We start from the raw sequence: 20,287 nt of genomic DNA on the forward strand, positions 1-20,287 counted from the left end.
CGCGGGTCGCCCACGGACGCGTCGACGCCGATGACCGACCCTATTGTGCGGACTTCTCGACGTACTTTCCGAGCGACTGCAGCGGCGGCACCGACCGGCGCTCGTGTTCCTATCGAACTCCAACTCACCGTTTCGGACCCGTTCGACGCGTACCGCCGAGCACGGGACGGTCCCGGCGGCTTCTTTCTGGAGACGACCGGCGGCCAGTCGGGGTGGGGCTACTTCGGCGTCGACCCGGTCGAACGCCTGCAGGTGAACCCCGATGCAGTCGTGCGCGACGGGTCGACGGATGCTAACATCGACGCCGGACCGGCCGCCGGGTCGCCGTCGCTGTCGGCGCTCTCGGGACTGCTCGACGCCGAGACGCTCGCCCGCGGCGACTGCGAGGTGCCGTACCCGTGCGGCGCGTTCGGGTGGCTCTCGTACGACCTCGTCCGCGAACTCGAGACGCTCCCCGAATCGGCGGCCGACGACCGACACCTCCCACACCTTCAGGTCGGCGTCTACGACTGCGTCGCCGCGTGGCGCGAACCACGAGGCGAGGAGACGACGCTCCGTATTACGGCGTGTCCCCGAATCGACGCCGACGCCGACACCGACCCCGACGCGGCGTACGACGCGGCCGTCGAGCAGGCGAGAGAACTCGCCGGACGCGCGACGACCGGTGACCCGAGCGTCGCCACCGCCGCCGCCGGCGTCGAACGCGGCGAGTTCGAGAGTGACTGCGGCCGCGACGCGTTCGCCGACCGCGTACGAACCATCAAGCGATACATCCGCGACGGCGACACGTTTCAGGCGAACATCTCCCAGCGCCTCGTCGCCCCCGCCGCTGTCCACCCGGTTCGGGCGTATGCGGCGCTACGCCGCGTGAATCCCGCCCCGTACTCCGGATTACTGGAGTTCGCAGGCGCGCGCGGGCCGAACGGTATCGACCTCGTGAGCGCGAGTCCCGAGTTGCTCGTCGAGCGGGTCGGCGACCGACTCGTCACCGAACCCATCGCCGGAACCCGAAAGCGAGGAGAAACGAACGAAGAAGACGCCGAACTGGAAGCCGACCTCCTGAGCGACGAGAAGGAACGCGCCGAACACGCGATGCTCGTCGACCTCGAACGAAACGACCTCGGAAAAGTCTGCGAGTACGGCAGCGTCGACGTGACCGAGTACCGCCGCGTCGACCGCTACGCGGCAGTCATGCATCTGGTCTCGGTCGTCGAAGGACGGATGCGTGAGGGAGCGTCGCTCGCCGACGCCGTTGCCGCGGTGTTCCCCGGCGGCACCATCACCGGCGCGCCGAAACCGCGGACGATGGAACTCATCGAGGAAGTGGAGGCGACGAGACGGGGGCCGTACACCGGAAGCATCGCCGCGTTCGGCTTCGACGACCGAGCGACGCTCAACATCGTCATCCGAACCTTGGTCCGCTACCGCGACGAGTACCACCTCCGCGTCGGCGCGGGTATCGTCCACGACTCCGACCCCGGCCGTGAGTACGAGGAGACGCTGGCGAAAGCGCAGGCGCTCGTAGAGGCGATGGACGAAGCGCTCGACGACGCGACGCTGGCGGTCGCCGACGAGGACGATGACGACGACAAGAAGGACGACGAAAACGGCGAAGACGACGTATCGGGTGAGGTGCGATGAGCGGCGACCGTCCCACCGTCCTAGTCGTCGACAACTACGACTCGTTCGTCTACAACCTCGTCCAGTACGTCGGCGAACTTGCGAACGTCGTCGTCCGGCGAAACGACGCTATCACCGTCGACGACGTTCGGAAACTCGACCCCGACGCCATCGTCGTTTCGCCGGGTCCCGGCACGCCCGAGGACGCCGGTATCTCGATGGCCGTCTTCGGCGACCTCGACTACCCGACGCTCGGCGTCTGCTTGGGCCATCAGGCGCTCTGTGCGGCCGCAGGTGCACCCGTGGGGCACGCGCCCGACGTCGTCCACGGGAAGCCGTCGACTATCGTCCACGACGGCGTGGGCGTCTTCGCGGGCCTCCCCGACCGACTCTCTGTCGGACGATATCACTCGCTGGCGGTCGAACGACCCGACCTCCCTGAGGAGTTGGTCGAGACGGCGTGGACCGACGACGAGCGCCGGGTCGTCATGGCCGTTCGACACCGGAGTCGGCCGCACGTCGGCGTCCAGTTCCACCCCGAGAGCATCCTCACCGAGAGCGGCAAACAGATGATTGCGAACTTCCTGAAAGAGTACGTAGCCGATGAGTGAGAGAGAGACTCCCGACAGCGGAACCGACGAAGCGAGCGACGCCGAGGGCGAACCCGATGGCAGCGCCGACGAGGCCGAACTTCGCTACCACGTGAACGGCGAGCTGGTCCCGGCGTCGGAGGCGACGGTGAACGTCCGCGACAGGGGGTTCATGTACGGCGACGCCGCCTTCGAGACGCTTCGGGTCTACGGCGGCCACCTCTTCGAGTGGGAGGCGCACGCCGACCGACTCGCAAAATCCTGCGAGATTCTTCGACTGGACCACGGCCTCTCAGACGAGAACCTTCGGGCGCGAATCGAGGCGACACTCGACGCGAACGGCCTCGAAGACGCGTCGGTCAAACTCTCTATCAGTCGCGGTGTCCAACCCGGAAAACTGACGCCGTCCGAACAAGTCGACCCGACAGTCGTCGTCACGCTCTCGCCACTGGGTCGCGGCGGCGTCGACGGCGAAAAACCGTGGGACGGCCCGGCGACGTTACAGACGGTGAAGACGCGTCGACCGTCGGACCGCGCGCTTCCGTCGAAAGCGAAGACGCACAACTATCTCAACGGCATTCTGGCGCTTCTCGAACTTCGGGTTACGGGCGCGGACGAAGCACTCGTCCTCGACGACGAGGGGTACGTCGCCGAAGGCGCGACGAGCAACATCTTCTTCGTCGACGGCAAGCGCCTCTGCACGCCGACTCTCGACGGTCCGATACTCGCAGGCGTGACCCGCGACGTCGTCCTCGAACTCGCCGAGTCCGAGGGTATCCCGGTCCGAGAAGATTTCTTCACGCCCGACGACGTGCGCGGGGCCGACGAGGTGTTCATCACGAGTTCGACCCGCGAGATTCGCCCCGTCGGCACCGTCGACGGCATCGACGTGGAGACGGGACCGGTGACGCGACTGCTTTCGCGGTTGTACGAGACGCGAGTCGAAGCGCTGTACGAGTTGTAACGAGAGGAATTAGAGATAGTTGTCCGCGAGATACTGGTCGAGCGTGCGTACCGCCTCAGCGTCGAACGTCCAGAACCCGTGGTAGCCCTCGCCGCGTTCTTCGGCCACCAGCGCCGCCGTCTCGCCGTCGTCGCCGCCGTCGTAGACGACGAACCACGTCCGTGCGAGCTCGCCGGTGTCGCCGGGGTGGATGGTGAGAAACTCGTCGAGTTCGTCGAGACGCGCCGTCTCGTCGGGAATCCCGTAAACGTGAGTTTCGACGCCTGCATCGACGATTCGACGGTACGTCGACACCGTCGCCTCGTCGTCTGTGAGACGCGAGAGGTTCTGGAACCCGCTGCGGATGGTGCCACCACCCCCGCGGGCAGCGAGCGTCTCGACGTACCGCGAGACCTCCACCAGAATCCGCCGTTGCTGTTCGCCGACGACGAACAGCGTGTCGTCGAGCCATCGTAGCACGCGTGGATACGCACGGTCGGTGAGCGCTACTGCCGTCTCCTCCGCGTCGTACTCGCTCCCGACGAGCAACTCCCCTTCGAGGTCTCCGACCGACGCCGCTGCGACGACGCCCGAGTCGTCGTAGAGGAGGACGTAGTTGTCGGGGTCGTCGGGGTCGGTCCGGCCGTACTCGACGGCGACGTTGTGGAGTTCGAAGTACGACTCCAGTCGACGTCTGAGTTCTTCGGGGCCGCCGTAGTTGAACACCGCGAGCGTCTTCGGTTGCGAGTCGACGCTATCTATCGCTTCAGCAAGCACTGCTTTTCGCTCTACACTGCGTCCGTGACGAGTTTAACCGTTCCGTGTCTCCCCGCCGTGCTGACACGTCGGCGTCGTCGCATGGAGCAAACGCGAGTGCGGCGCGGGACGGAAAGACGTTCAAGCGAGGCGTGACGAGGGGAAGTATGGACGACGACCGCCGAATCACCGCGCTGTCGGAGGTGCCGACCGAGGGCACGCTCCTGTTCACGATTCGAGACGGGACGGAGTTAGGAGAGGCGATTCTGACGAAACTCGACGACGGAACCGTCGTCGCCTTCCGAAACTACTGCCAACACTGGACCGACGTACGTCTCGACAAAGGGTCGGGCGCACTCGTCCGAAACGGCGACATCGTCTGTCAGAAACACGGCGCGACGTTCGGCCAAGAGACGGGCTACTGCGACTTCGGCCCCTGCGAGGGTGCGACGCTCGACAAAGTCGACGTCGAAGTCGACGATGACGCAGTGTATCTCGCGGACGACACGTTCCGGTTCGAGCATCTCGGCCCGTCGGGCGAACAGGACCTCTCCTCGGGAAGTCGCATCGACTTCACGGGAACGTAGCCGTCGGCGAGGTATCGACCGGTCGAAATATGTCGGTCGAACACAACGCTCCGACGATGGTCGTGGATATCCTCCTCCCCGCCCTGATTGGATTCACCTTCGTCATGGCGGCGGCGTACGCCGGCACGTTGCGCGCACTCGAAGTGTACTTCGACCCGACACAGGACAGCATCTTTCTCTCGGACGACGGTGGGTCACCGGAGCGTCCACCGGAACGATGAGCGAACTCCTGTCCGACGTACTGTTCTACGCCGTCGTTTTGCTACTGCTCGTCACCGGGGCGATTCTGTTGATGCTTCCGTCGCTGGCTATCTCGTGGGCCGAGTCGAAAGCGAAACGCGAAAACGGCGACGACGAGTGACAGAGCGATTGTGCGCTGCGTCTGCGGTAAATCCGGGAGAATAGGGAGGTAGATTTGAACCTCGCCCACGTCGCTCGCTACGCTCGCTCGTGGTCTGGTTCAAATCTACATCTGCTACTTTCTCGCTCCGTAGAGACGCGGAGACCAGACTCCGCGTCGTAGTTCGCTCGAAAAGTAGCGGGAGGTAGATTTGAACTACGCGGACTCGCTCACTACGTTCGCTCGTCCTCTCGTTCAAACGACCACTGAGCTATTCACGACGAATCGAGTTTTCGCTCGGAGATGGACCTCCTCGCTCAATGTTCGATTCGTCAGGAGAATAGCGGGAGGTAGATTTGAACTACCGATCTCCGGGTTATGAGCCCGGCGGAATCTCCTGGCTATCCCATCCCGCTACTACTCACAAACAGTGCCCTTTGGTTAAGGGTTGTGATTCCGACGCCGTATGTCAGTTTCAGCCGTGGCACCTCCCCCCGCGACTCAGGAACTCGCCACGCGCCACGTCAGCAGGCTCTCGGCGACGTAGTTGAGCAGCATCGACGCCAGAATCGCCAGCGGGAGCGGAATCACCTGCCAGAAGTCGAAGCCGGCGACGACGACGCTCACGTCCTGTTGGCGGAGGACACGGACGACGGCGAACTGCAGCGCGAGGCCGCCGCTGCGGACGAGGTTCGACTTCAGCAGCCGTCTGAGTGCCGGAAACACGCCGGACGCCCCCTCGTCGGCGAACGTCCAGCGGTCGTTGACGAGAAACATGACGACGATGGCGACTTCCGCGCCGGCGAGTTTCGCCACCTCCGCGAGCACGCCGAACCAGACGGTCAGCACGGTGCTGACGGTCAAGTCGAAGACGGCTCCGAGCGCACCGACGGAGACGAACTGGCCGAATCGTCGGCCCGAGAACAGTTCACCGACTGCATCGGCCATACTCATTCCTCTACCGGGTCGATTCCGAGGCGTTCGACGAGCGACGGCGTCGGCGAGCGACGGGCGTCGAGCAGCGCGTGCAGTCGGTCCTCGCGGATGAGTTTCGCACGGTGTCGCGCCGAGAGCAGACTCCGCGCGAGGTCGAAGCTCGTGCGAACCGGCGAGACGGTCGACCCCGGTCGGTCCTCCCACTCGACGGGTACTTCCGCGAGTGCGTGGTTCGAGGCGGCCGCGACGGCGACGAGTTCGACGTCCCACGCGAAGCCCGGTTCGTAGAGATGACCGCGAACGTCGGTCCACGCCTCGGCGGTCATCGCCTTCGCACCGCACTGGTAGTCGTACAGTTCGGCGTCGAGCAGTCGTTTGGCGAGCCACGCGAAGCCGTCGCCGAGTCGCCGGCGCGCGAGCGTCTGGTGAGCGGTTACCGTCGCTTCGGGGTGTCGCCGCGACCCGACAGACAAATCCGCGTCGTCGTCAAGCACGGGTGCGAGCACCGCCGCAAACGACTCTGCAGGTGTACTCCCGTCGGCGTCGACGAACGAACGCACGTCCGTCGAGAGCGCCTCGAAACCGGCCGTCACCGCCGCGCCTTTGCCTCGTCGAACCGGCGAGACGTTCACCGTCGCCGGCAGTGACGACGTCGCCTCGACCACCTCGGGCGTCGGCGCGTCGAGTTCGACGCGGACCGTCTCGGGAGCCAGCGTCTCCGTCAGGGCGTCGATGTACGCCGCGAGTCGGTCGACGTCCGGGCGGTACGCCGGGACGACGACGCCGACGGAGCGTGTCATGGCCCGCGATTTCTTTCAAACGATAAAAAAGTATTTGACTCGGAACCGATGTGGGTGGTCGTCGGTGAAACGAACGGTAGTTTCGCGGCCGGCACGAGATGGGTTTCACCCGGAACTGGGCCACCGGAAGTCGGAGAGCGCGCTTTCGACAACCAGAAACGGTTTACCCACGCGCTCGCGTTCCACCGGTAGATGGAGTATCTGTACGTCGCCGTTTGGGTCGTCCTTTACGCCGTTCTCGCGGCGCTCGGACTCCCTATCGCGGCGCGGCTCTTTCGGCACGTCCCCGGCCGCGGCCCCGGCTTCGCGCTGCCGATTTCGCTTCTCGTCGTGACGCTCGTCGCCCACTGGGTCGGCCAACTCTCGTTCGGGTTCGGTACCGCCGTCGTCGCCGTCGCCGTCCTCCTCTTACTTTCGGCGCTGACGGCGTTCGACCTCGACGCGCTTCGAGAGCGGCGGTTCGTCCTCTCGTCTGCGTTCGACGTCAATAGGCGAGCCATCGCGGACACGACCGTCGTCTTCCTCGTCGCATTCGCGTTCTTAATCGCCATCCGCGCCGCCGACCCGGCAGTCCACGCCGGCGGCGGCGAGAAGTTTCTGGACTACGGCCTCCTGAAGACGCTCCTGCGCGCAGAGGCGCTTCCGCCGGAGGACTTCTGGTTCGCCGGCGAAGTGGTCCAGTACTACTACGGCGGCCACCTGCTGACGGTGGTGTTGGCGATGCTCACGGACACGCCCGCGAGATTCGCTTACAACCTCTCGCTCGCGGGCTTTTACGCGATGCTCGTCACCGCGACGTTCGACCTCGCCGGCTCCGTCGCGGCCTCGCGCGGCGGCGCTCGTCGTCCCGCCGGGTTGCTCTCGGCGTTCTTCGTCGGCCTCGCCAGTAACCTCGTGACCGGCGCACGAGTCACGCTGGCGGTGCTTCCCGAGTCGCTACAGCGACCGCTCGCCGGCGTAGTCGCCGCCGAGACGACCCAGTACTCGACGGACGACCTGCTGGCGAGCATCGACTCGTTCAGTTACTGGACGGCGAGTCGCGTCATCGACGGGACGATAAACGAGTTCCCGCTTTTCGCGTGGCTCAACGGCGACCTGCACGGCCACATGATGGGGATGCCGTTTCTGTTGCTCGGGGCGGCGCTCGCGTTCGCGTACTTCCGGACGCCCGACGACGAACGCACACTCCGTCGGACGCTGCTGTTCGTCGCGCTACCGGCGCTCGGCGGTCTGCAGATAGTGCTGGACACGTGGAGTTTCCCGTCGCTGTTCGGCGTCGCTGCACTCGCGTTGGTGTTCGCACCCGCACGACCGGAGACGTTGCTGCCTCGCGCCGTCGCCTCGCGTCTACGAACCGACGAAACCGACTCACTGGTCTCTGCGCAAGCACGTCGGCTGGTAGTCGCCGTCGCCGTCGTCGCCGTCGTGGGCGTGTTCGCAGCAGTTCTCGGTGCGCCGTTCCTCCTCGCCGGGGCGTCCAGCCGGGAGATTGCGCTTCTCGGCCCGGCGAACCGGGCGGGCTTGGGTGCACTGTTGCTCGTCCACGGCGCGTTCGTCGTCGGCTTCGCCGCCTACCTCCTCTCACGGTTGGTCGAAGGGGATACGTGGCTGCTCGCCGCGTCCGTCGTCGGTGTCGTCGTCGTCGCCGTGATGCAGGGGATGGCCGCCGTCGCGCTGATTCTCCCGCTGTTGGTGTTCGGCTGGGTCGCGCTCGCGTTCGACCGCGACGTGGGCTACGAGACGGTGCTCGTCGTCGCCGGGGCCGGCCTCGTGTTGCTCGTCGAGTTCGTTTACGTCAACGAGCAGGCCGGTCCGCTGCGGATGAACACGGTGTTCAAGACGTACATGCAGGTGTGGGTGCTGTGGGCGACGGCGCTCGGTCCGGCGCTGACGCTCCTGCTCGCCCGTCCGCTCCCGACGCGAATTCGGCGAGGTGTCTCGGCGACCGACGGCGGGACCGAGACGGACGCCGACGGGAGTGGAGAAACGAATACGGCTCTCACCCGGATTTCGGAGTCGACGACGGCTTCGGCACGGACGGTCGCACTCGGGTTGACGCTCTGTCTGGTCGTCTCGACGAGTTTCTACGCGCCGCTGGCGCTCTCGAACCACTTCGAGGGAGGAGGTGAGCCGACGCTCGACGCGACGCAGTTCGCCGAGACGTATCACCCGGAGGAGGCAAAAGCTATCGCGTGGCTCGACGAGAAACCGGGTCGTCCGACGCTTCTGTCCGCGCCGGGCACCTACCAGTATCCGGACGCCGAGTCGGGGTCGTACCCGTACCCGCCGGGGCGCTACAACTGGAACGCAAACCCGGCGTCGACGCTGACGGGGATTCCGACCGTCGCTGGCTGGGGTCACGAAATCGGCTACCGCGGCTTCGACACGTACATCCAGCGCGTCGAACAGGTCGACGCCGCCTTCGCAAACGACGCTGCGCTCGTCGACGTCGTCCGCGAGTACGACGTGCAGTACATCTGGGTCGGGCCGGCGGAGCGAGAACGCTACGGCGAGACGTCCGTCGGCGACGTGTCCGGTGTCTCCGTGGCGTATCAGACGGAGACCGTGACGATATACGAAGTGAACCACGACGAACTACCGGGTAGCGACGGGTCGTAGACCGCAACAGAGACCGCAGAGAAGAAAACTGGACTCGGCGATTCAGACCGAGAGCTTTCCGCGCGCTTTCACGACGTCGAGCGCCTCGGCGTCGATGGACTCGACGGTGAGCCAGTGAGGAATGTACTCGCGTTTCTCGTAGGCTTCGCGCTCGTCCTCGGTGCCGATGGTGCACCACAGTTGTACCTCGTCGGGACCGTGCCAGTCACCTTGGCGCTGAATCGAGAAGCAAACCTGCTCTTTCCCGTCGTAGTTGATGACCGCGTCCTTGCGGATGCCGGGGTCTCCGTGGACGATGAGGTTTTGCATACCCGTGAGTTTGGAAGGTCCGGGCTTAACGACTTCGGTAATCGAGCAGGTCTCGTCGCGTTGGGACGTCGACGTACCGGGCAACACGTCGGCTGACGTACTCTCCCGAGAGAGCCGGAGTCGACGACCACCGGAGTTGCCGCCGAAACGACAAGTCCGAGGCCTTCGTATCTCCTGTGTGCGACGAGTCGCCCAGCGGGAAGTACTCGAACACTGGCTCACCTGCGAGGGTCTTGGTTCCAACGGCGGGTCGACACGTTCGCGGTCGAACGCCGACGAGACGCTCGACCGCCTTCTCCGAGCGAAACCCGGGGCAGCAGCGTTTCTCTGGCAGGACGCGCCGATTCGATGGTACCACACGCGGCTTTCGACCGATCGACTCGCCAGCCTCCGGGTCATCGAAGGTCCCGAGAACATGCTGTGGAACGCGCTCTCGTCCGACGGAACCGTCGGCGGGGCGGCCACGCGCATCGTCGATGGTGACGCGTCGACGCTCCGCGAGGAGACCGGCGTCGACGTGGCTCGTATCGAGCAGTTGGCCGAACGTGTCGCCACCACCCCGGCGACGCTTCCCGACCTCGTCTGTGTTCGGCGTCGGCCGTGGGAGCAAGCGTTCGTCGCCGACGGCAACCACCGCGCAGTGGCCACCGTTGTCGCCGCGAGACGAGCGGGTACGTTCGACGGACGAGAAGACGCGGCCGCGAGACGAGATGCCACACCACGGGTCGGCACGTACCTCGGTGTCGGTGCGAACCGACCGTCTACCGACCTGAGACGGGCCGCGAACTCGGTGTGGTGGTCGATTCGGCGGCGACTGGGCGGCGACTCGGAACCAAACGGGTTTTAACGGGCGACGGCAAAGAGTCGGCAAGGTAGATAGCTATGCAGATGCCACGCCGTTTCAACACGTACTGTCCGCACTGCAACGGCCACCACGAAGTGGAGGTCGAGAAGGTACGCAGCGGACGCAGCACCGGGATGAAGAAGGTCCAGCACCGACAGCGCCGACGCCAGACGGCACACATCGGGAACGCCGGCAAGTTCTCGAAAGTGCCCGGCGGTGACAAGCCGACGAAGAAAACGAACCTCAAGTACCGCTGTTCGAACTGCGGGAAAGCGCACATGCGCAAAGGCTGGCGCGCCGGCCGACTGGAGTTCCAGGAGTAAGACGATGGCCGGAAGTTTCTACCGCGTCGTCTGCCCGGACTGCGAGAACGAACAGGTCGTCTTCGACCGCGCGGCGACGCCCGTCAACTGCGTCGTCTGCGGCAGCACGCTTGCACACCCCAGCGGTGGGAAAGCGTCCTTCGAAGGCGAAGTGACCGAAACCGTCGAGGCGCGGTAACGCCTCACCCTCTCTATGAAATTTCGCGGCTGGCCAGACAACGGCGAACTCGTCGTCGGAAAGGTAGACGAAATCGCCAACTTCGGCGTGTTCGTCGACCTCGAAGAGTACGAGGATAGACGCGGTCTCGTCCACATCAGCGAAGTCGCCAGCGGGTGGATAAAGAACGTCCGCGACCACGTCCGTGAAGGACAGACGGTCGTCGCGAAGGTACTGGAGGTCAACCAGTCCTCCCAGCAGATAGACCTCTCGCTGAAGGACGTCAACGAGCACCAGCGCAAAGAGAAGATACAGGAGTGGAAAAACGAGCAGAAGGCCGACAAGTGGATGGCTCTGGCCTTCGGCGAGGACGTCGACGACGAGCAGTACGAAACCGTTGCGAACGTCCTCTACAGCGAGTTCGGCAGCCTCTACGACGGCTTCGAGCAGGCCGCCATCCACGGCGCAGAGGCGCTCGACGACGTCGACCTCTCCGAAGAGGAGATAACGGCCGTCGTCGAGACGGCCCGCGAGAACGTCTCGGTGCCGTACGTCAACGTCACCGGCTACGTCGACCTTCGATGTCCGACCGCCGACGGCGTCGACGACATCAAGGAGGCGCTTCGCGCCGCCGAAGGCAACGGCGAAATCTCCGACGAAATCGAACTGTCGGTCTCCTACGTCGGGTCGCCGGAGTACCGCATCAAGGTACGCGCACCCGACTACAAGACTGCCGAGGCCGAACTGGAATCGAGCGCCGACCGCGCCCGACAGTCCATCGAGGCCGCCGGTGGAACCGCGGTGTATCACCGCGAACGCGACGAAGAAACCGAATGAAGTCCGATATCCGGGTTTGTTCGGCGTGGCGCAAGCGCCACTCCCGCCCGGTGTACACCCTTTCTGAGACCTGCCCCGAGTGCGGAGCCGACGCCGAAAACAGCGCGCCCGCGCCGTTCAACCCCGAGGACCCCTACGGCGAGTACCGACGCGCTCTTAAGCGGCGCAACCGCCAATAAGGCCATGGACGACATCGACATCGAGACGGTCGCCGACCCCAAACTCGACGACCCGGTTCTCATCGAAGGGTTGCCGGGCGTCGGTCACGTCGGAAAACTCGCTGCCGAGCATCTCCGTGACGAGTTCGACGGCGAACTGATTCGACGCGTCTACACGTCGGATTTCCCTCCGCAAGTGAGCGTCGACGACGAGGGCGTCGCCGACCTCACGTGTGCGGAGTTGCACGCCGTCTCCGCCGACGGGACGGACCTCCTGCTTCTGACCGGTGACCACCAAGCACAGAGCAACGCGGGCCACTACCGACTCACCGACGCGTTTCTCGATATCGCCGAGGAGTTCGGCGTCTCCCGTGCGTTCGCGCTCGGCGGCGTTCCGACGGGTGAACTCGTCGAGGAGTACACCGTCCTCGGCGCGGTCGGTGAAGCCGACCAGAAGGAAGAACTCGAGGACGCCGGCGTCGAGTTCCGTCCCGACGAACCGGCCGGCGGCATCGTCGGCGTCTCGGGACTTATTTTGGGTCTGGGCAAGCGCCGCGGACTCGACGCCGCCTGCCTGATGGGCGAGACGAGCGGCTATCTGGTCGACCCCAAGAGCGCACGCGCGGTCATCGAAGTGCTGCAACACACGCTGGAGTTCGAGGTGGACTTCGCCTCACTCGAAGAACGCGCAGAGGAGATGGAGGAAGTCGTCGGCAAGATTCAGGAGATGCAAGAGCAACAGAGCCTCCCCACCGACGACGACCTGCGCTACATCGGCTGAACGACGAATCGGAAGCGAAAAAGGTCGTTACCGACTGAACGTCTCGAAATCTCCCCTCTCCGTGTAACGACCGTGTAGAATTGTTCACTATATATCACACATAGTGGGTACTATAACGTTGGCCGTTGGCCTTATGATATGGCGACACATTACCAACAAACGGCCTACTGTCCCCGTTGCGACGAGACGTGTCGCGTCGTCGAGAACAAGCCGTGGCTGCCGGACGCCTGTTACGACTGCGGTCAGTCCGTTTCGTCGTATCGACTCTGACAGGCTCAGGTATCCGAGCTTTCGACCCGTTTTTCGATTCGGTCGACGAGTGACAGAGCGGTAGCCACGCGTGTGTCCGCGTCGGCGTTCTCCGTCTCCTCGACGTTCGAGAGTAGGTGCTCGACGTGTGCGATACGGCGAGCGACGACATCGTCGTCGGCGTCTCCCCGCGTGAGGTCTGCGGCGACGGCTTCCGCTTCGCCGAGCCACAGGTTCGCACGCGGCGCAATCGGGAGTTCGGCCGTCGCTTCGAGTTCGGCGTGCAGTTCCGAAAGCAGCGCGTCGAGGCTCTCGGACATCTATCTCTCTCCGGTCACCACAACGGGACGCCGACGAACGCGGCGACGAACTCCCAGTCGTAGACGTGGTTCAACAGCAGGTAGGTGACGACGCCGAGCGAGAGCGAGAGAATCCACGACCCGGCGGCGATGCGACCGATGCGTTTGTGCGGTGTCTCCGTCCGAAGTTCGGCGGGCGTGTGCGTCAGCCCCAACACGAGTGCGTACAGGACGACAGGGACCGAGACGATGGAGAGAATGATGTGAATCGCCAGCATCGCGAGGTACGCGTAGTAGACTAACTGGGGTCCGACGAACTCCTTGGTCCCGCCACCGCCGATTTTCGTCAGGTAGAGAACGAGGAAAAACAGGATGAGCGCGAAGGAGGTGACCATCGCCGTCGCGTGTTTCTTCACCTCGTCGTTGCGAATCCAGTACCAGCCGACGACGAGCACGGCCGTGTTGATGGTGTTGACGACGGCGATAGCGTCGGCGAGGCGATTGACCTGCTGTAGCGTCAGTTCGGGGAACACCCTCGCGGGAACGACGCCGAGAAACGTTCCGATGACGACGGCGTAGCCGACGACGCTCAAAATCGCAGTGATGGCCGCGGGGTGTTCCTTTGCGACCCCGCTGGCGCTGGCTGTTGCCATACCGGACGGTTAGCGTGGCCCGACTATTTGCGTTCGGGTTCGCACCTCGAACTCCGAGCGTGAGAGTACGGGCCGAAGCGACCGCGAGAATCAGATGACGCCAGTGACGCTGGCGACTTCCTCGGCGGCGCTCTCGTTGACGCCGTCGCCGAGAATCGTGTAGCGGTCACGAATCTCGTGGGCCGTCGTCAGCGCTTCGAGCACCTCGTCGGCGGTGAGACCGAGGTCCGACGCCGTCGTCGGCGCGTCGATGCTCTCCAAGGCGTTTTTGATGTTGCGCCACTGGCCTTTCTGCCCGCTGTGGAGGTAGGCGGTCATGATGGAGCCGACGCCGACTTGGTGGCCGTGCAGTGCCTTTCCGGGCGCGATGCGGTCGAGTTGGTGTGAGAACAGGTGTTCGGCGCCCGACGCCGGCCGGGAGGAGTCGGCGATGGACATGGCGACGCCCGAGGAGACGAGCGCTTTCACGACAATCCAGCAGGACTCTTCGAGACCGGGTTTGATGGAGTCGGCGCTGTCGACGAGCATCTCGGCGGTCATCTGCGAGAGCGCGCCCGCGTACTCGGAGTACTCGACGTTCTTGAGGCGATTGGCGAGTTGCCAGTCCTGAACTGCGGTGTAGTTCGAGATGATGTCCGCACACCCCGCCGTCGTCAGTTCCCACGGCGCTTCTGCCAGCAGTTCGGTGTCGGCGACGACGGCCAGCGGCGGGTCGGCAGCGACGCTGTGTCGGGTGTCGCCCTCGGGAACCGACCCCCGCCCGGAGACGATGCCGTCGTGACTCGCCGCCGTCGGGACCGAGACGAATCCTCTGCCCAAGTGGTCGCTCGCCATCTTGGCGATGTCGACCGGTTTGCCGCCGCCGAGGCCGACGAGAAAGCCAGCCTCCGTCTCGCGGGCGGCGTCGATGACGCGTTCGACGGCCGCGAAGTTCGCCTCCGAGACGGTCACCGTCGCCGGGTCGTCGAACTGCGCGCACACCCGGTCGCCGACGAGTCGCTTCGGCGTCGGACTCGTCACGACGAGCGGACTACCCGAAAACGGCAGTTCCGCCACCGCGTCGGACAGTTCGTCGACGACGCCGTGGCCGACGAGGACGTTGCGCGGAAGTTTAATCCACGTCGTTTTGTCGAACATACCCGAGAATGACCGCCCGCGTAGAAACCGTTTGTGTCATACGGTCGCCGCTTAGCCGCCGTTTCGACGTCTGACACCGCAAAGCGAATCCGGTCGCTGCGACGAGGCGACAGTTATGATTTCTCACTCGTAGTTAATTTTAATACATTACAATTCAGCATTCTGGTCGGGTTCGGCGGCAACGTCGCACCCGGACGAAACCATGCAAGCAAATCGACGGCAGTTCGTACGCGGTACCGGGGCAGCAATCGCAGGACTCGGCGTTCTCGGTGGAGTCGGCGCAGTCGACGTCGCCGCCGCCGAGACGGTCCCGTACGTCTCGACACGCGAGCACTTCGACGACGACGGTAATCTCACCGACGACCACGACACGTTCGACTACGGAACCGTCGGCGACGTGGCCGGTATCGACACGGACTGCGTCTCCGACCTCGTGGTCGTCGCCCACGGCTGGAAGAAGAAAGGCGACGACGGCGACGGGGAGGCGGCGGCGGAAGCGAAGTTCGCCGACGCGGAAACGTATCTCTCCGAAGGTGGCTACGACGGAACCGTCGTCGGCTACTCGTGGGACTCCGACGAGGGCAGCGGGTGGGACTTCGGGTGGGGAACGGCCAAAGATATCGCGCAGGCAAACGGCTACAAACTCGCGCAGTTCGCACTCGACTACAAACTCGCCTGTCCGGACGGCCACCTCCGGTTCGCGTCTCACTCGCTCGGCGCACAGGTCGTGTTCAACTGCCTCCGTATCCTCGACCGGTCGTCGGCGTGGACCGACCGCGGGTTCCAGATTCGGTCTATTCACCCCTTCGGCGCGGCGACGGACAACGAAGTGCCGACGGACGAAGAACCCGAGACGTTCGCGGCCGTCCGCGACCAAGTCGGCAGCGCGCACAACTACTACAGCGACGACGATTCGGTACTGGCGTGGGTGTACAACACCATCGAGTTCGACCAAGCGCTCGGCGAGACGGGAGCCGAGAGCGGTAACCAAACACCCGAAAACTACACTGACTACGACGTGACGGACAGCGTCGGCAGCGACCACTCGGGCTATCTCTCGAACGAGGGCGCGCTGATGGCGTCGCACATGAACTGACGTTACAGCAACTGCGTCGTGGCGTCGTAGAGAAAGGCAACACCAAACCCGCCGAGGACGACGGCGCTGACGCCAGCGACGACGGGCGCGAACGACTCGACGCGGCGTTCGGCGGTGACGAGCGCCGCCGGGAAGCCCGACGCCCAGAGGAGAATTCCGGCGAAGAAGCCGGTGACGAGCGCCGGACTCCCCGTTTCGACGACGAGCGTTCCGGCGAGTTCGCTCCCCACGTAGGGCGTCCGCGAGAGCACGTCGACGGTTCCGGGTTCGAGCAAGCCGACGCCGATAGTGAGCCAGAACAGAATCTGATACGGGTTGGTCAACGCGAGGACGAACGCTTTTCTGAAGCCTGCACTGTCGTCTCCCGTCCCGCCGCGAAACGAGTCCGAGGTCGACTGCACCGCGCCGGACGCGAAGTAGAGCATCAGGAGTCCGCCGACGCCGACCATCAGCGCCCGAACCGTCGGGAAGCGTTCGACGAAGCCGACGACGCCGACCAGCGCGAGCAGGAAGAAGACGAAGTCGGCGGTGAACGCGCCCAGCCCCGCCCGAAAGCCCGAGGACCACCCGTGGACGACGCTCTCCTCGGCGATGACGGCGTTCATCGGCCCCGGTGGTGCCGCCAACGCGAGTCCGAAGACGACGCCCGCGAGACCAGTGGTCACGGAATCCAACACGACCGTACTGGGTCGTACCGCCCGAAAAACGCCGCGGTTCCGGCGGGAGGGTGGTGTTCCCAGTCAGAAGGGGGTGTGGTTCCAGCAGGAAAGATGTAGTTCCGACAGAAGGCGATGGTTACGACCGGGTCACGCCCCGCCCATCCCAGCGGGGGCGGATTCGGGTTCGCCGACCGGTTCGACGCGAATCGACCGCGCCACCGACTCGGGAAGGCTCTGTTCGTGACCGGCCACGTGGACGGTCACCATGCCGAACGGCGCGACATCGACGACTTCGATTTCGGTTCCGGGGGTGAGACCGGCCTCGGCGAGATACTCCAACTCCGCTTCGTCGCGGTCGGAGACGCGGGCGACGACGACACGGTCACCCTCGCCGTACTCGCTCAGACGAGTGGTCTCGTCCTCGACGGGGTCGAGGTCGACGTTCGGAATCGGGTCGCCGTGGGGGTCGAACTCCGGATTGCCCAGTACCTCGGCGACGCGCCGCTCGAACGCCTCGCTGATGTGGTGTTCGAGCGCGTCGGCTTCGTCGTGAACTTCGCTCCACGAGTAGTCGAGATGTTCGGTCAGGTACGCCTCCAGCAGTCGGTGGTGGCGCAGCACTTCCAGTGCGACCGTCTCCCCTTCGTCGGTCAACTCGACACCTTTGTACTTCTCGCGGTCGACGAGGCCGCGGTCTTCGAGTTTCCCGAGCATACTCGTCACCGTCGGCGCGGTCTTGTCGAGATACTCCGCGATGGCGGACGTCGAAACCGGCGGGCCGTGTTCGGACTGGAGGATGTAGATGGCCTTCAAGTAATCCTCCATCACGTCGCTCAACATGGCCGAAATTAGACGGGGCCAACTATTATATCTGGCGTGGCGAACCGAACGGTTAGTTCGTCGCCGTGTCGGGCGGGTCGTCGGCTTGGTCGGAGACGAAGAACGCCGTGCCGACTCCCGGCGGGTCCGGACCGAACGCGAGCAGTCGTCGCTGCCGCCGCCCGAGCGACGAGGTGCCGACGACCGAGAGCGTACCGAACGCCGCCCGGAGCGCCGGAATCCGAATCGAAGCGGGGGCCCGATAGCCGTACAGAAGCAGACCGGTGATGAGTCGCTCCATCCGGCGCTGCAGCCGAACGATTCGTTCGACGGCCGGATATCGACGCCGCTGGTATCGGCGGAGTACGTCGACTGAGAGCGGTCCGTCACTCTGAGAGAGCGCCGTCAGTATCGTCTCGTGAGCGACGACGGCGTCCTGCACGGCGAGGCTGTTTCCCTGTCCGCCGAACGGCGAGGCGACGTGCGCCGCGTCACCCAACAGGAGCAAGCCGTCGTCGACCCAGCGGTCGCAGAGACCCGGTTCGACGTGCAGGAGCGAACAGTCCTCGAACCCGCCGAGTTGCGTCTCGACGGTGCCGCGGAGGTCGGGGTCGATAGAGACGAGGTCGCGGCGAAACGCCTCGATGCCCCGTTCTCTGAGGTCGCCGTAGCTTCCCTTCGGGATGGGTTTCCCGCACTGTGCGACCGAGCCGCTGAGCGGCGCGTACACCAGTACGCCGCCGTCGCCGGCGCGCAGTTGCGTCGTCACGTCGACCGCTGCGTCTTCGAGTTTGAACCAGACGAGTTCGAGTTTCGACTCGAAGAGACCGGCGTCGATTCCGGCCGCCTGCCGGACCGTCGAGTAGCGGCCGTCCGCGCCGACGACGAGGCGACTCTCGATTTCGAGGTCGACGCCGGTCTCACGGTCCCGAGCGTCGACGCCGACGACCCAGTCTCCATCTTTGCGGACGTCGGTCACCGTCGTCGACGACCGAAACGAGAACGTCTCGAACTCGCTGGCTCGTTCGACGAGCAGTTCCAGTAGCGGCGGTTGGTCCATCAACAAGAGGAACTCGTTTTCGGAGGCGACGTCTGAAAAATCGAGCAGTTCGTAGCGTCGGCCGTACACCGACGCGTGGGCGTGGTAGATTCGCTCGTGCGGCAGGTCAAGCACGTCGTCGAGGATTCCGAGTTGGTCGAACGCCCACGGCACGTACGGTTGGAAGCCGAACCCGCGGAACTCCCGGTCGAGCGTCGCGTTGCGCTCCAGAAGGAGGGTGTCGATGCCGCTTCGGGCGAGTAGATAACTCAGGACACAGCCGGCGGGGCCGGCCCCGACGACGACCACGTCGGGGGTGAGTCGCTGCGGTCGGTCGCTCGTCGTGTTCGCGGTCATGCTGTCGGTCACCTACAGTCGGCTACGGTAAGCCGAGACAGTTGAACAGACGAGCGGAGACGCGATAAGCCCGCGGGCGACCGGCAGTGGGCCGACCCGTCGGTCGCGTGTCGGTCGTGTCTCGGCCGCCTCAGATGCCCTGACCCATCAGGTGACTTCGGAGCACGTCGGGCGTCTTCAGGCCGGACTCCGTGTTGACGAGAACGACCGTGTCGTCCTCGCTAAATCTCCCCTCTTCGGCGAGACTCCACGCGCCTGCGGGGGCCGCACCCCCGGCGACGCCGACCTCGATTGCCTCGTGCTGCGCCGCGGCGACGGCCGAGGCGAGAATGTCGTCGTCGGAGACGGCGACGGTGTCGCCACCGCACGACTTGAGCGCCGAGAGCGCCAGCGCGCCGCCCTCGGGGTCGGGAACTTCGAGTTCGCCGACGATGGTGTCGGGCACCTCCCACGGTTCGATACTGTCGTCGCCGTGTTCGGCGGCGGCGACGATAGGCGCGCAGTTCTCGGGTTGGACCGCGTACAGCGGCGGCACGTCGTCCACTAATCCGACCTCGACGAGTTCACGGAACCCCTTTTCGAGGCCGACGACGAGTTCGCCCGTCGACGCCGGGACGACGACGGCGTCCGGTATCTCGCCGTCGAGGTCCGCCACCAACTCGAACGCGAGCGTCTTCGCACCCTCGTGGCGATACGGCGTGGTGAACTCCTGCAGCGAGTAGTACTCCGTGGCGAGTTGCTCGTCGACGGCATCTTTCGCCTGCGGGTAGCGTCCGCCGACGACGCGCATCTCGCCGCCGTGGACGTTTATCATCGCCTTGTTCGAGAAGGCCGACCGGGAGGGGACGAACGAGTACGAGCGGAGGCCGACCCGGCCGGCGTACGCCGCCGCCGACTGTCCGGCGTTGCCCGGCGTCGCCAGCGCGAGCGGTTCGACGTCGTCGCTCTCGGCGTGTCGGCTGGCGGCCGTCAGCGCGAGGCTCATTCCCCGGTCGAGAAACGTGCCGGTCGGGTTGCGACCCTCGTCCTTGACGACGACGCGGCCGACGCCGAGTTCCTCGGCGAGTCGGGGCGCGTCGACGAGCGGCGTCTCTCCTTCGGCGGCGCTGACGGCGTTCGTCGCCGCGAACGGCAGGAGCGCCTCGAACGCCCACATTCCCCGGCCGTCGCCTTCGAACGACGCCCAGTCGTCGGCGACGGCGTCGTAGTCGTACTGTGCGTCGAGAAACCCGCCGCAGTCGGGGCATCGGCCGGGCACGTCCGCGTCGTGGACCGTCCCGCAGTCGACGCACGCCAGTCCCGAGAACGCCTCGCTAGTCTGCATACCGGCCGTTGCGAGGGAAGCGACTAATCGCTTCCCGTTGGGCGGAAGCGCCTTC

General features: G+C 65.1%; 25 protein-coding genes and 1 tRNA gene. 14 read left to right on the forward strand and 12 right to left on the reverse strand.

Annotated features, from left to right (window positions below):
* Window positions 1–30 precede the first annotated feature (30 nt).
* The 3 genes from AUR64_RS06295 to AUR64_RS06305 are packed head-to-tail and all read left to right on the forward strand — an operon-like array spanning window position 31 to window position 3,174.
* Window positions 31–1,641, forward strand: coding sequence for an anthranilate synthase component I family protein (locus AUR64_RS06295; RefSeq protein WP_058581827.1), 1,611 nt, complete (start codon window positions 31–33; stop codon window positions 1,639–1,641).
* Window positions 1,638–2,231, forward strand: a complete 594-nt coding sequence (locus AUR64_RS06300; protein ID WP_058581104.1) for an anthranilate synthase component II — start codon at window positions 1,638–1,640, stop codon at window positions 2,229–2,231. The genes AUR64_RS06295 and AUR64_RS06300 overlap by 4 nt, the downstream gene beginning before the upstream one ends.
* Window positions 2,224–3,174 (forward strand): aminotransferase class IV, encoded by a 951-nt coding sequence (locus AUR64_RS06305; protein WP_082230632.1) that lies wholly within the window; start codon window positions 2,224–2,226, stop codon window positions 3,172–3,174. Before AUR64_RS06300 ends, AUR64_RS06305 begins: the two co-directional genes overlap by 8 nt.
* Window positions 3,175–3,183: 9 nt before the next feature.
* On the opposite strand, the gene AUR64_RS06310 is transcribed toward AUR64_RS06305, so the two are convergent.
* Window positions 3,184–3,930 (reverse strand): DICT sensory domain-containing protein, encoded by a 747-nt coding sequence (locus tag AUR64_RS06310; protein WP_058581105.1) that lies wholly within the window; start codon window positions 3,928–3,930, stop codon window positions 3,184–3,186.
* A 146-nt stretch (window positions 3,931–4,076) separates the two neighbouring features.
* Between AUR64_RS06310 and AUR64_RS06315 the strand changes: the two genes are divergently transcribed.
* Genes AUR64_RS06315 through AUR64_RS20440 form a run of 3 tightly spaced genes read left to right on the forward strand, consistent with a single transcriptional unit; the run spans window position 4,077 to window position 4,857 of the window.
* Complete coding sequence (locus tag AUR64_RS06315; RefSeq protein ID WP_058581106.1) at window positions 4,077–4,496, forward strand: Rieske (2Fe-2S) protein; 420 nt, start codon at window positions 4,077–4,079, stop codon at window positions 4,494–4,496.
* Between the two features lie 29 nt (window positions 4,497–4,525).
* Window positions 4,526–4,717 carry a hypothetical protein gene (locus tag AUR64_RS06320; RefSeq protein WP_058581107.1) on the forward strand — a complete coding sequence of 64 codons (192 nt, stop codon included), beginning with the start codon at window positions 4,526–4,528 and terminating at the stop codon, window positions 4,715–4,717.
* Window positions 4,714–4,857, forward strand: a complete 144-nt coding sequence (locus tag AUR64_RS20440) for a hypothetical protein (RefSeq protein ID WP_155120538.1) — start codon at window positions 4,714–4,716, stop codon at window positions 4,855–4,857. Before AUR64_RS06320 ends, AUR64_RS20440 begins: the two co-directional genes overlap by 4 nt.
* Window positions 4,858–5,177: 320 nt before the next feature.
* On the opposite strand, the gene AUR64_RS06325 is transcribed toward AUR64_RS20440, so the two are convergent.
* The 3 genes from AUR64_RS06325 to AUR64_RS06335 form a co-directional block, all read right to left on the reverse strand.
* Window positions 5,178–5,252 (reverse strand) — tRNA-Met (locus AUR64_RS06325).
* Between the two features lie 85 nt (window positions 5,253–5,337).
* Entirely contained in the window at window positions 5,338–5,784 is a 447-nt protein-coding gene (locus AUR64_RS06330) for a GtrA family protein (RefSeq protein WP_058581829.1), read from the reverse strand.
* Between the two features lie 2 nt (window positions 5,785–5,786).
* Window positions 5,787–6,572: a glycosyltransferase gene (locus AUR64_RS06335; RefSeq protein ID WP_058581108.1), complete on the reverse strand. Its 786-nt coding sequence runs from the start codon at window positions 6,570–6,572 to the stop codon at window positions 5,787–5,789.
* Window positions 6,573–6,764: 192 nt separating this feature from the next.
* Here AUR64_RS06335 and AUR64_RS06340 point away from each other — a divergent pair, with 192 nt between their 5' ends.
* Complete coding sequence (locus AUR64_RS06340; protein WP_058581109.1) at window positions 6,765–9,191, forward strand: DUF2298 domain-containing protein; 2,427 nt, start codon at window positions 6,765–6,767, stop codon at window positions 9,189–9,191.
* A 42-nt stretch (window positions 9,192–9,233) separates the two neighbouring features.
* Here AUR64_RS06340 and AUR64_RS06345 read toward each other — a convergent pair whose 3' ends face one another.
* On the reverse strand, window positions 9,234–9,500 hold the full coding sequence (locus tag AUR64_RS06345) for an HAH_0734 family protein (RefSeq protein ID WP_058581110.1): 267 nt from the start codon (window positions 9,498–9,500) through the stop codon (window positions 9,234–9,236).
* A gap of 178 nt (window positions 9,501–9,678) precedes the next feature.
* Here AUR64_RS06345 and AUR64_RS06350 point away from each other — a divergent pair, with 178 nt between their 5' ends.
* Genes AUR64_RS06350 through AUR64_RS06370 form a run of 6 tightly spaced genes read left to right on the forward strand, consistent with a single transcriptional unit; the run spans window position 9,679 to window position 12,600 of the window.
* A complete protein-coding gene (locus AUR64_RS06350) occupies window positions 9,679–10,347 on the forward strand; it encodes a hypothetical protein (protein WP_155120539.1) in 669 nt (222 codons plus the stop codon).
* Between the two features lie 35 nt (window positions 10,348–10,382).
* Window positions 10,383–10,667, forward strand: a complete 285-nt coding sequence (locus AUR64_RS06355; RefSeq protein ID WP_058581112.1) for a 50S ribosomal protein L44e — start codon at window positions 10,383–10,385, stop codon at window positions 10,665–10,667.
* Between the two features lie 4 nt (window positions 10,668–10,671).
* Window positions 10,672–10,845 carry a 30S ribosomal protein S27e gene (locus tag AUR64_RS06360; protein ID WP_058581113.1) on the forward strand — a complete coding sequence of 58 codons (174 nt, stop codon included), beginning with the start codon at window positions 10,672–10,674 and terminating at the stop codon, window positions 10,843–10,845.
* Between the two features lie 15 nt (window positions 10,846–10,860).
* Window positions 10,861–11,661: a translation initiation factor IF-2 subunit alpha gene (locus AUR64_RS06365; RefSeq protein ID WP_058581114.1), complete on the forward strand. Its 801-nt coding sequence runs from the start codon at window positions 10,861–10,863 to the stop codon at window positions 11,659–11,661.
* Window positions 11,658–11,840: an RNA-protein complex protein Nop10 gene (locus tag AUR64_RS20005; protein WP_082230634.1), complete on the forward strand. Its 183-nt coding sequence runs from the start codon at window positions 11,658–11,660 to the stop codon at window positions 11,838–11,840. Before AUR64_RS06365 ends, AUR64_RS20005 begins: the two co-directional genes overlap by 4 nt.
* Window positions 11,841–11,844: 4 nt before the next feature.
* Complete coding sequence (locus AUR64_RS06370; protein WP_058581115.1) at window positions 11,845–12,600, forward strand: proteasome assembly chaperone family protein; 756 nt, start codon at window positions 11,845–11,847, stop codon at window positions 12,598–12,600.
* Between the two features lie 275 nt (window positions 12,601–12,875).
* Here the strand turns inward: AUR64_RS06370 and AUR64_RS06375 are convergent, their stop codons facing one another.
* The 3 genes from AUR64_RS06375 to AUR64_RS06385 all read right to left on the reverse strand — a co-directional run bounded on the left by AUR64_RS06375 (window position 12,876) and on the right by AUR64_RS06385 (window position 14,938).
* Window positions 12,876–13,169: a hypothetical protein gene (locus AUR64_RS06375; RefSeq protein ID WP_058581116.1), complete on the reverse strand. Its 294-nt coding sequence runs from the start codon at window positions 13,167–13,169 to the stop codon at window positions 12,876–12,878.
* A gap of 14 nt (window positions 13,170–13,183) precedes the next feature.
* Entirely contained in the window at window positions 13,184–13,801 is a 618-nt protein-coding gene (locus AUR64_RS06380) for a DUF420 domain-containing protein (protein WP_058581117.1), read from the reverse strand.
* A 90-nt stretch (window positions 13,802–13,891) separates the two neighbouring features.
* Window positions 13,892–14,938 carry an NAD(P)-dependent glycerol-1-phosphate dehydrogenase gene (locus tag AUR64_RS06385; protein ID WP_058581118.1) on the reverse strand — a complete coding sequence of 349 codons (1,047 nt, stop codon included), beginning with the start codon at window positions 14,936–14,938 and terminating at the stop codon, window positions 13,892–13,894.
* Between the two features lie 202 nt (window positions 14,939–15,140).
* Between AUR64_RS06385 and AUR64_RS06390 the strand changes: the two genes are divergently transcribed.
* On the forward strand, window positions 15,141–16,034 hold the full coding sequence (locus AUR64_RS06390; protein ID WP_058581119.1) for an alpha/beta hydrolase: 894 nt from the start codon (window positions 15,141–15,143) through the stop codon (window positions 16,032–16,034).
* A 2-nt stretch (window positions 16,035–16,036) separates the two neighbouring features.
* Here the strand turns inward: AUR64_RS06390 and AUR64_RS06395 are convergent, their stop codons facing one another.
* From AUR64_RS06395 to AUR64_RS06410, 4 genes are all read right to left on the reverse strand, one after another.
* Window positions 16,037–16,711, reverse strand: coding sequence for a LysE family translocator (locus AUR64_RS06395; protein ID WP_155120540.1), 675 nt, complete (start codon window positions 16,709–16,711; stop codon window positions 16,037–16,039).
* Window positions 16,712–16,840: 129 nt separating this feature from the next.
* Window positions 16,841–17,533, reverse strand: coding sequence for a metal-dependent transcriptional regulator (locus AUR64_RS06400; protein WP_058581120.1), 693 nt, complete (start codon window positions 17,531–17,533; stop codon window positions 16,841–16,843).
* A 52-nt stretch (window positions 17,534–17,585) separates the two neighbouring features.
* Window positions 17,586–18,908, reverse strand: a complete 1,323-nt coding sequence (locus AUR64_RS06405) for an FAD-dependent oxidoreductase (protein ID WP_058581831.1) — start codon at window positions 18,906–18,908, stop codon at window positions 17,586–17,588.
* 130 nt (window positions 18,909–19,038) lie between these two features.
* Window positions 19,039–20,232 (reverse strand): threonine synthase, encoded by a 1,194-nt coding sequence (locus AUR64_RS06410; protein WP_058581121.1) that lies wholly within the window; start codon window positions 20,230–20,232, stop codon window positions 19,039–19,041.
* Window positions 20,233–20,287: the final 55 nt, after the last annotated feature.

It is taken from the genome of Haloprofundus marisrubri (assembly GCF_001469955.1).
GTDB classification, from domain to species: Archaea; Halobacteriota; Halobacteria; order Halobacteriales; family Haloferacaceae; genus Haloprofundus; species Haloprofundus marisrubri.

What these genes read in the sequence shown, in the direction of transcription:
- AUR64_RS06295 (WP_058581827.1), top strand. Translation starts at nt 31, where the DNA reads ATGACCGACCCTATTGTGCGGACTTCTCGACGTACTTTCCGAGCGACT.
- AUR64_RS06300 (WP_058581104.1), top strand. Translation starts at nt 1,638, where the DNA reads ATGAGCGGCGACCGTCCCACCGTCCTAGTCGTCGACAACTACGACTCG.
- AUR64_RS06305 (WP_082230632.1), top strand. Translation starts at nt 2,224, where the DNA reads ATGAGTGAGAGAGAGACTCCCGACAGCGGAACCGACGAAGCGAGCGAC.
- AUR64_RS06315 (WP_058581106.1), top strand. Translation starts at nt 4,077, where the DNA reads ATGGACGACGACCGCCGAATCACCGCGCTGTCGGAGGTGCCGACCGAG.
- AUR64_RS06320 (WP_058581107.1), top strand. Translation starts at nt 4,526, where the DNA reads ATGTCGGTCGAACACAACGCTCCGACGATGGTCGTGGATATCCTCCTC.
- AUR64_RS20440 (WP_155120538.1), top strand. Translation starts at nt 4,714, where the DNA reads ATGAGCGAACTCCTGTCCGACGTACTGTTCTACGCCGTCGTTTTGCTA.
- AUR64_RS06330 (WP_058581829.1), bottom strand. Translation starts at nt 5,784, where the DNA reads ATGGCCGATGCAGTCGGTGAACTGTTCTCGGGCCGACGATTCGGCCAG.
- AUR64_RS06335 (WP_058581108.1), bottom strand. Translation starts at nt 6,572, where the DNA reads ATGACACGCTCCGTCGGCGTCGTCGTCCCGGCGTACCGCCCGGACGTC.
- AUR64_RS06340 (WP_058581109.1), top strand. Translation starts at nt 6,765, where the DNA reads ATGGAGTATCTGTACGTCGCCGTTTGGGTCGTCCTTTACGCCGTTCTC.
- AUR64_RS06345 (WP_058581110.1), bottom strand. Translation starts at nt 9,500, where the DNA reads ATGCAAAACCTCATCGTCCACGGAGACCCCGGCATCCGCAAGGACGCG.
- AUR64_RS06355 (WP_058581112.1), top strand. Translation starts at nt 10,383, where the DNA reads ATGCAGATGCCACGCCGTTTCAACACGTACTGTCCGCACTGCAACGGC.
- AUR64_RS06360 (WP_058581113.1), top strand. Translation starts at nt 10,672, where the DNA reads ATGGCCGGAAGTTTCTACCGCGTCGTCTGCCCGGACTGCGAGAACGAA.
- AUR64_RS06365 (WP_058581114.1), top strand. Translation starts at nt 10,861, where the DNA reads ATGAAATTTCGCGGCTGGCCAGACAACGGCGAACTCGTCGTCGGAAAG.
- AUR64_RS20005 (WP_082230634.1), top strand. Translation starts at nt 11,658, where the DNA reads ATGAAGTCCGATATCCGGGTTTGTTCGGCGTGGCGCAAGCGCCACTCC.
- AUR64_RS06370 (WP_058581115.1), top strand. Translation starts at nt 11,845, where the DNA reads ATGGACGACATCGACATCGAGACGGTCGCCGACCCCAAACTCGACGAC.
- AUR64_RS06375 (WP_058581116.1), bottom strand. Translation starts at nt 13,169, where the DNA reads ATGTCCGAGAGCCTCGACGCGCTGCTTTCGGAACTGCACGCCGAACTC.
- AUR64_RS06380 (WP_058581117.1), bottom strand. Translation starts at nt 13,801, where the DNA reads ATGGCAACAGCCAGCGCCAGCGGGGTCGCAAAGGAACACCCCGCGGCC.
- AUR64_RS06385 (WP_058581118.1), bottom strand. Translation starts at nt 14,938, where the DNA reads ATGTTCGACAAAACGACGTGGATTAAACTTCCGCGCAACGTCCTCGTC.
- AUR64_RS06390 (WP_058581119.1), top strand. Translation starts at nt 15,141, where the DNA reads ATGCAAGCAAATCGACGGCAGTTCGTACGCGGTACCGGGGCAGCAATC.
- AUR64_RS06400 (WP_058581120.1), bottom strand. Translation starts at nt 17,533, where the DNA reads ATGTTGAGCGACGTGATGGAGGATTACTTGAAGGCCATCTACATCCTC.
- AUR64_RS06405 (WP_058581831.1), bottom strand. Translation starts at nt 18,908, where the DNA reads ATGACCGCGAACACGACGAGCGACCGACCGCAGCGACTCACCCCCGAC.
- AUR64_RS06410 (WP_058581121.1), bottom strand. Translation starts at nt 20,232, where the DNA reads ATGCAGACTAGCGAGGCGTTCTCGGGACTGGCGTGCGTCGACTGCGGG.